Below are 8,130 nucleotides of genomic sequence, written 5' to 3'. Positions count from 1 at the left end.
CATGTTCTTTTAGAATCCTGATGATCTGTTCCTCGCTGAACCGTTTCTTCATGTTAATCACTCCATCTGCATTTTATCATATTGTGACTAACTTTTCTATTGGCTCAGTTTTCGGGGCTCAGGTCACATTCTATCACAAGGAAAAATGGATGTGGGTAATTCCCATTTTATTATTTGTTGTATTGTTTGCTATAGCAGTCATGCTAATTGGATTTAATAACTTTTTAAGTATGTTTGGCCTCTAATAACTGAAACTTTCACTATTGACAATTAAATTATAACAAAAAACAGCCTTCAGTAATGCGAATAACTGAAGACTGTTTTTTTATAGAGTTTTGTACTAAGAAAGCTGTGTCATAATTTAATTATTATATTTGTTAAAAATTTTATACCATTCAGCACAATCTTTCCCATAATCGTTTGGCATGTCTGAAAGCGAATTGTATTTAGTGAAAACCATTGCGATTTGATCCATCGAATACTTTACAAAATTGTCTTGATATCCCAAAGTTGAAAGAGATTCATATATTAGTGTTAAGGTGGCACATTTAATATTGAAAGTGTCATTATCTTTCAATTTATACCAAATAGTTTTCAGATCATCAAGATTCTCACCGTTATATTTTCTCTCATCAGAAATTATTCCTTGATCGACAGCAAAATTAATTGCTTTAATAGCCGTGGCTGCAAATATTTGGGACAATCCAGTACTGCAATCGTGTCTATATGGAATTGGAATCTGCGGGGCGGGAACAATTAGCTGTTGTGCTGGGGACAATTTCATCCATTCAGCGAGCGCAGCGTCATAGTTATATGATCCCATTACGACCCCATCTGCAACATCATCTGCAAACCATACGAAGCGTTGCTCTCTAAAAATTACCGTTTGCAACAAGGCTTTTTGCATAGAAAACTGATTGCAAATATTAGTAATGACATTGTCGTACTTTAATACGTTACTTAATGCTTCTTCGCTGGAATGCCACTTTCCAAGTTTATGCAACCAATCAATGTCACTTTCCACTTGTGCCGATAATTCTTTTTCTAAAGCTTCGTGATTTGCTTCATTGAAAGGCCTATTTAGTTTTTTCAAAATGACAATGGCCTGACTGGATAAACCTTTATAGGCAGCTTCGACGGATGACTTACTGTAAAATTTCAAGGCTTGTGTTTGCAGAGGATCGTTGAAAATATAATTGTTATCATCATATCCCACTAGCAGTAAACAATGTTCCGGTGCAATCCATTGGATTGGTCTACCGTTGAAAGTCCACGTGGAACCAATATATGGTGGATTCATATACATCGTAGCCCACATAATTACTGGAATATCTTCGTCAATGTATTGGGAGCACAATGTTTCCAAGGATACACTATTTAATATATTAGCCTCATAGCCTTTACCGGATAACACTCGATCTAAAGCTTTCTTAATCACTGGCGAGTAACATCCATATGAGTGGGACGATCTGGGATCTCCGCCAAATGTGAGATTTGGATCAAATGGTATAGTGGATTTATCCAGATAAGTATCAATAAATGTATCCACCGAGGTATTAATCCCCGCGTAATTAAGTGCCATGACGGCAGTCACACTTTCACATCCGGTGGGATAATCCCCCAATTGTGAAATAAATGGCGCCTGAATAATTTTATAATTTCCTGTAGGCGTAGTAGGTGTTGTATTTATTCCATTCTCTTCAAAAACTCGGATCTCGATACCACTGATATTTTTACCCGCTATACCAGCGTAGTAGCCGTTGGTATCCAGTGTTCCACCTAAATCGTATTTGCTTTGAACGCTCCGCATCCACTCAGGATCGGCATTACTTACCCAAGGCAGCCAATTTCCGTCCACATAAGCCCTAAGCATGACAACAACACCGGTTGTTAATTTTACACCATCACTTCTATAGACATGGAGTCCTACTCTCTGAATTGGCTTTCCTGCTGAACCTGCGTAATCGTTTTCTGTGCTGGCAACTTCCGGATAATAGGAAGACAGGCCGGAATTCCATGTTTGATATTTAATATAATATTGTTTATTCGGGTTGGTTTGTATTTTTATTCCATCGATGTGTGCTGACATCACGCTTTTGTCAAAGGAATGCCAGTTTGAAATGCTGTCGTACATATAACTTAAGGATGGCGTGGTTTCTGTTCCGGGCAAATCTTCTATAGGAGTAAGATTTGTGTCGCCTTTAAATGCCCGAATTTCGATACCACTGATATTTTTACCCGATGCACCCGCATAAGAGGCATCTAGATCCAATGTTCCACCCAGGTTATACTGAGTTTGAACGCCACGCATCCACACGGGGTCAGCGTTACTGACCCAAGGCAGCCACCTTCCATCAACCAAAGCCCTATACATTACGACAATGCCGGAAGTCAATTTTGTACCATCATTTTGATAAGCGTGGATACTTAACCTCTGGATTGGTTTTCCTGCTGAACCCGCATAATCATTCCCCGTACTTGATACTTCAGGATAGTACGTATCACGACCGGAATTTAGAGTTTTATAAAGCAGATAAAAGGGCTGAGCCGAGTCTGTCTGAATTCTGATTCCATCAATATGTGGTGCAGTTACACTTCCATTGAAGCCGTTCCAATTATCGTTACTGTCAGCCATATAACTTAATGATAGACTGAGTTCGTCTCCTGAGAAATCATCTGTTCCGGCGTTCAGGGAATCATCTTCAAAAATACGTATTTCAATGCCGCTTATATCTTCATTTGCTTCACCAGCAAATGAACCGCCCGTGTCCAACGTACCGCCTAAACTGTATTTGTTCTGTACGTTTCTCATCCATTCTGGATCAGCGTTGCTCACCCAAGGCAGCCACTCGCCATTTACGTAGGCACGGTACATAACAATAACACCGGAAACCAATTTTGTGCCATCGTTCTTATATGCCTGAATGTTTAATCTCTGAATCGGCTTCCCCGCAGAGCCTGCATAATCATTGTCGGTACTCTTGACAGCCGGATAATAAGAGGACTGACCGGAGTTCCACGTTTTATATAAGAGATAATAAGGTTTGTTTGTAGTTTGCATTTTGATCCCATCAATATGGGATGCGACTGTGCTTCTTTCAAAAGAATTCCAATTTGAAGTACTATCAGCCATATAACTTAGGAGTGCTGTTGCTTCCCCTCCGGAAAAATCTCCAATTGCTCCTTCTTCATAAACACGGATTTCAATACCACTGATATTTTTGCCTGATTTACCGGCATAAGAATCATGAATTGTTTGCCTAAGTTTATTTGGCTGTTGTTTGACTTCCAAGCTGTTGCAAAATAGTGCATAAAAAATACACCTTGATTGGGCTCAAAGAGCCGTTTCAAGGCGCATTTTCTTTTTATAGAGACTGTTTCTTGTGCAGTTTGCTATTGCAAATTCGTTTTGCTGCAGTCCTTCCTAATAATATTTAGTTACCGTTCTAAGTCCTCATCCTCGGTATCCATTCCGCTATATGCCACATTTTCCGTCACATCCGTACTTAAATCGTCCACAGGGAACAGCACGACGCGGGAATTGACGATTTCCATCAGCATTTCCACCCGCCTGCGGAGTGCAAAGCACAACGCGTCGCGCCGTGTTTCGTCAATAAACAAGGAGCCATTCAGAATGTGGCGGAATTCATCATCGATACCTTTCAGCGCCGAAAAGTCAAGCCAATCAAAAGAGGATACGAGCTTGATTTGCTCCTCATGGTCAGCCTTGAACGGTTTACATGGAGTCGTTGCGTTGGCGTTAATCATAGCTTGCGGCTTGGAAAACCAAAGGGAAGATCCGCTATCGTAAATAGGGGCTGCGCCAAGCCATTCCAGTGTTTCCGCATTTCGAATTGCTCCAAAATTATTCTGATGACGGTCCTCATTGGCAATGATATAGTCCAGCACCATCATCCGGTCAAGGGAATCCTTTACGTAGGGAATTACAAGTGCCTCACAGCAGTCAAGATAGTGCTGATATACGGAAACATGATTCTGCTTCTTCTGCGTCTGCATAATGTACCAAGCCGGAACCAACTCTGTCTGCGGAGTAATAAAGTCCTGGCAGACGCTGTATGGGTAGTCATCCTGCAGCATCAGCGTATAGGAAACATGGGGAATCCTAAGTCGGTCCATGATCCGGCTTGCCAACACTTCATTGTACGACTCTTGCTGAATGGCGCCGCTTCCACCTTTGATCAGGCACCGTTTTCCGTCAAGAATGGCCCATTTCTTTTTAAGCCATCCGTCCGAGGTGTTGTCGGGTGACATCAGACTGATGTTATCACTGGACGACCCCTTTCCGAACAGGATATTGCCAATATCGTCGGCGAAGGCATGATCGAAAAAGTTTATGTCTTTCCACTCAATCCCCGACTTCTTGGGGCATATCCAGTACTGATCCGATAAACTGAGGCCCAGGCATTTATCCAGAAGCTGTTGTGTTGTGGAAACATTCAGTTCCGCCAGCGCATGACGTATCCCGTCACGGCTTGCCGGAATTGCCCGGCCTTTCCACCATTCATTCAGGGCCGCCCGATCGATTTTTCCCTTTTTCACAGGAATACCAACGGGGACATGTGCTTGTTCGTGAGCAGAGCCTACGGCGGAGATGGAACCGGATGCAGTATCAAGCTCCAAATCGACAACAGGTATGTTTTTGTGCATCAGAACATATTGCTGATGCAACTTGTCCGCCATCTTCACCAACTCCTTTTTCATTCTGATTATATTATTATACTGAAATTATTCTGCGAATTCAATGCTATTCAGGGGACAAAAGATCTGTTTTTTTAGCGTTCATAGCGATAATTCATCTTCACTATCTTGTTCCTCAGTCGGGTCTTCCGCCGCGTCCCTTTCAAACTCGGCTTGCAGTTCTGACTCGCGCTGGCGATCCAGATCATTCGGTGTCCGGCCTTTCCTCATTTCGGTCAGGTCCAAATTGAAATCCTTTAGATGAGGCCGGTGAACCGCACACTCATAACCTTTCGCGCTGTACTTTTTACACCACTTGGCGGCGATTCGCTGGCCCCAATTTGTTAGGACGCCGTTCTTGTTTCGGGAAAGGTAATCGTTGTCCACCGCGAACACAAGACGCTTAATCTGAGGATGATTTTTCAGATACCGTTCCAGCGCACCGTCCCACAGGCAGTCGAGGGAAACACGGTGATCCCGTGTCCAGTCGAGACTGTAGTACACCTTTGCCAGCGTTGCGTGGCACATAAGATCAATCGGGCTTTCGCTGACGATCAGCAAATCGCTTTTTCCCTCATGGAAGAAGGGATAGCTTTTGTCGGAATTTTCGGCATCCATTTTAAAGCTGCTTTTTTCACTTGCTGCCCGCATGGCGCAATATTTCGCCGTTCCGTCCGAATCGTATCCCACAAAAACGCAGTTGCTGTGTTTCTCCTCCTGATAGATCATCTTTTGACCCATAAAGAACCGAACGATCTCCGGATCGATGCCGCGAACAGACGTAAGATACCAATGGGCAAACCTGAAATTTTTTCGCTTTATCCGGCAGCACAAGCGGTTTTCTCGGACATTTCTGATAGGGCTTTCTCTCACAGGTGCAGGTGGCATACTCCTTTCCGAGCAGCTTCCCGACTGCTTCTCCGAAGGAGACTTTTTCCTCCCTCATAACAAAATCGATGGCACCGCCTTTGATTCCACCGTCAGGGCCGGTCCATTGGAAAAAGCGATTGCTCTCCGGAAACAAGTACAGCCCCCCGCTATGCTTCATGTGTACAACTTTCCGGCCTGCTTTTTCCGGTTCATAGCCGTATTTTTCAGCCAGGAAAAGAATATCGGTGTGATTGGCATTGTCAATCTCTTCATCCGTGAAATGGCGGTAAGATGTATCAGCGTAGCGCATCGACAATCACCTCACCGTTCCAGCTCATCCGACTCCGCTTCGTGATTCAAGGACCGTTCCATCTCATTTGCCTCGTTGCCTGTTGGAGACACTACCAAATCCAGCTTTTGAATCATCCGGTCAAGCGTTTCTCTGCCACGTTCATTCAAAGCGTCCGTTTTTCCGGTATGAAGTAAAATGGAGTCAAGCAGCAAAAGCTCTTCTCCAGAAAATAGTTCCCCTTTCATGGACGGGCGTTTCACCAAGTAATCCAGCAGCTTTTTATCTTCCAGGCGGATGCCAAACAATGTTTCGTGCATATTCAGGCGATCCGCTTCCTTTACGGACGGGATTAATTCTTTTCGGTTGTCGTGGTACAGTGCGTAGGCTGGAATTCCCCGCCGAACGGCTTCGAAAACATCATCGGGGATTACATATGTCATATCGCCGACTGTATAACCGCGGCTGCAAAAATGCTGCCGCACCATTTCGGAAACATACTCGTCCACGCCAACCGGTTCCGCTTCTTGGAAGCAGGCGTTCCGAATGTCGGCAATCTGGTTTTGCAGGGCAGCTTCGTTTTCCACCAGAAAGCTCCTATTGTAGATATCACCGTTTTCCCTGTGAATGGCATACCAGTTCTTATCGTAGTCTTCAAAATCATAAACCCGCACCGCAGCGGGACGCTTGAATACAAGCTCCACACGGTTCGGCTGAACCGCACTCTTTTGGGCCTGATCCGCGTGTTTGGGATAATCGAGTTCACAAATCGTGCCCGTTACCTTATGATCTTCGGACTGTTTGTCAAATATGACCCAGTAGGCTTTTACGCCCTGATCGTTCCGGTACGACTGCCATGAATTGTACGGATGCGTGCTTTTGATATAAACGTCCCGTTCGGGAAAGCACCACGTTCCGCTTTCGCGGCTCATCCATAAAAAAGGCCGGGTCCATGAATTGGACTCGGCGGCGTCGGCCAGCGTGCGTATGTCGTATTCAAAATCCGTCTGATAGTATCGCGTGTTGTGGAGCATGATTTTTCGCAGCGTGTCAATCACGTCCACATTTTCAAATTTCTTCATCATACTTATCCCCGTTGAGTCTGGATCATTTTCAGACTCCGGAGGATGTTATCTTGGCTTACTTTGGCATTCTGCGTGAAGCCGCCAACATGGCGGGTTATTCGGGCGGCTGCGGAACTATCGGCTGGGCCACATTGCCATACCCGTATAGTATGTCATCCTGATATTTCCTGTCACCGTAGGTACTGTAAATCTTGCCGAGAGAAGTTGCTTTCTGTTCCGGAGATAAACCATCTTGTTCATATAGGATGCGGACGGTGCGGTACAGTTCAGTCGGGTACAACCCTGTGCTGGTGAGGATGGATTCGCAATTCCGTCTTACCTGTTCATCCGTAAGGGAAAAAGACACAAAAAAGGAGCCATCCTGCGATGACTCCTTTTCCGTATTCTGTTCGGTTGGCGACGGGCTTACCTCGGTTTCAGCACCAAGTCGCGTAGAACGATTTCCTCCGCTGACCGCCGCAGGCTGTTGAGATGTTTCGTCCTCTCCAGCGTGTCCTCGGTATCCGGCATCGGCTTCTTTTGAAGCATCTGCTGCGTGAGAGCCTCGATCTGTTTCAGAGCTTCCTCGTTGACTTGGTGCATTTTCTCCATCAGAGTGCCATCCATTTTCAAAGTCATATACCGCTGCGGATGGCTCTCCCTGAGATATTCCAGCGCCAGCCTGCCGTACCGCCCCAACGGCCGGTCGTTCTCCTGATTGTTGGATACTTGGATGTTCGGTAGCATCATGCCGTCCTTCTCTGTGTAATTCAGTTCCACCAATGGCTTTTCCATGATTTTCAGTCCTTTCCTTGTTGACAATTTTTATGGTACGTTCTATTTCCAAAAGGGCATTTTTTGAAATTGAGGTAACGGCGTTTCCAAGCTGCCCGACAAGCGGAAGAGTATTGAAATGATGGATTGTATCCATGCCGTTTCCCAAAGGAATCTCTTCATCGGGAAGCCCGCATCGTTTTCCCATAAAATATGTTACGCTGTCGTCAGAAGATCCACGAACTGCGCTTCAAATCCGCCTTCGGGAAGTTCGGAAAACAGATTGCCGTCGATGTCGACACTCAAATCTGTCAACGCCGGAACTTTTTTGACCCAAAACGCCGGTCGGAAATGACCCATATCGCCGGTTACATGAGCGCCAGTCACAGTACCGCCGGAATGTCCACCGGCGGTACTGTCTGAACGCCAGCTTTG

Annotated in this window: 7 protein-coding genes; 1 reads left to right on the top strand and 6 read right to left on the bottom strand. The window is 45.1% G+C overall.

What is annotated here, in order from left to right:
* On the top strand, positions 1–245 hold a 245-nt coding region (locus tag CAFE_RS19755; RefSeq protein ID WP_207708869.1), incomplete at its 5' end, for a hypothetical protein.
* Positions 246–361: 116 nt separating this feature from the next.
* Here CAFE_RS19755 and CAFE_RS05820 read toward each other — a convergent pair.
* The 6 genes from CAFE_RS05820 to CAFE_RS05795 all read right to left on the bottom strand — a co-directional run.
* Positions 362–3,292 (bottom strand): C39 family peptidase, encoded by a 2,931-nt coding sequence (locus CAFE_RS05820; RefSeq protein WP_156990080.1) that lies wholly within the window; start codon positions 3,290–3,292, stop codon positions 362–364.
* Positions 3,293–3,438: 146 nt separating this feature from the next.
* Positions 3,439–4,701, bottom strand: coding sequence for a HipA domain-containing protein (locus tag CAFE_RS05815; protein WP_156990079.1), 1,263 nt, complete (start codon positions 4,699–4,701; stop codon positions 3,439–3,441).
* A gap of 99 nt (positions 4,702–4,800) precedes the next feature.
* Entirely contained in the window at positions 4,801–5,439 is a 639-nt protein-coding gene (locus CAFE_RS19995; protein WP_233452728.1) for a DUF3991 domain-containing protein, read from the bottom strand.
* Positions 5,440–5,889: 450 nt separating this feature from the next.
* Positions 5,890–6,942 (bottom strand): hypothetical protein, encoded by a 1,053-nt coding sequence (locus tag CAFE_RS05805; RefSeq protein WP_156990078.1) that lies wholly within the window; start codon positions 6,940–6,942, stop codon positions 5,890–5,892.
* Positions 6,943–7,347: 405 nt separating this feature from the next.
* The gene (locus CAFE_RS05800) at positions 7,348–7,716 is read right to left on the bottom strand and encodes a TnpV protein (protein WP_156990077.1); all 369 of its coding nucleotides are present in this window, start codon (positions 7,714–7,716) and stop codon (positions 7,348–7,350) included.
* Between the two features lie 195 nt (positions 7,717–7,911).
* Positions 7,912–8,130 (bottom strand): hypothetical protein (locus tag CAFE_RS05795; protein WP_207708868.1); only part of this gene is annotated, 219 nt, incomplete at its 5' end.

Source organism: Caproicibacter fermentans (assembly GCF_009746625.1).
Lineage (GTDB): Bacteria > Bacillota > Clostridia > Oscillospirales > Acutalibacteraceae > Caproicibacter > Caproicibacter fermentans.
This window is presented reverse-complemented; position numbering and strand designations above follow the sequence as displayed.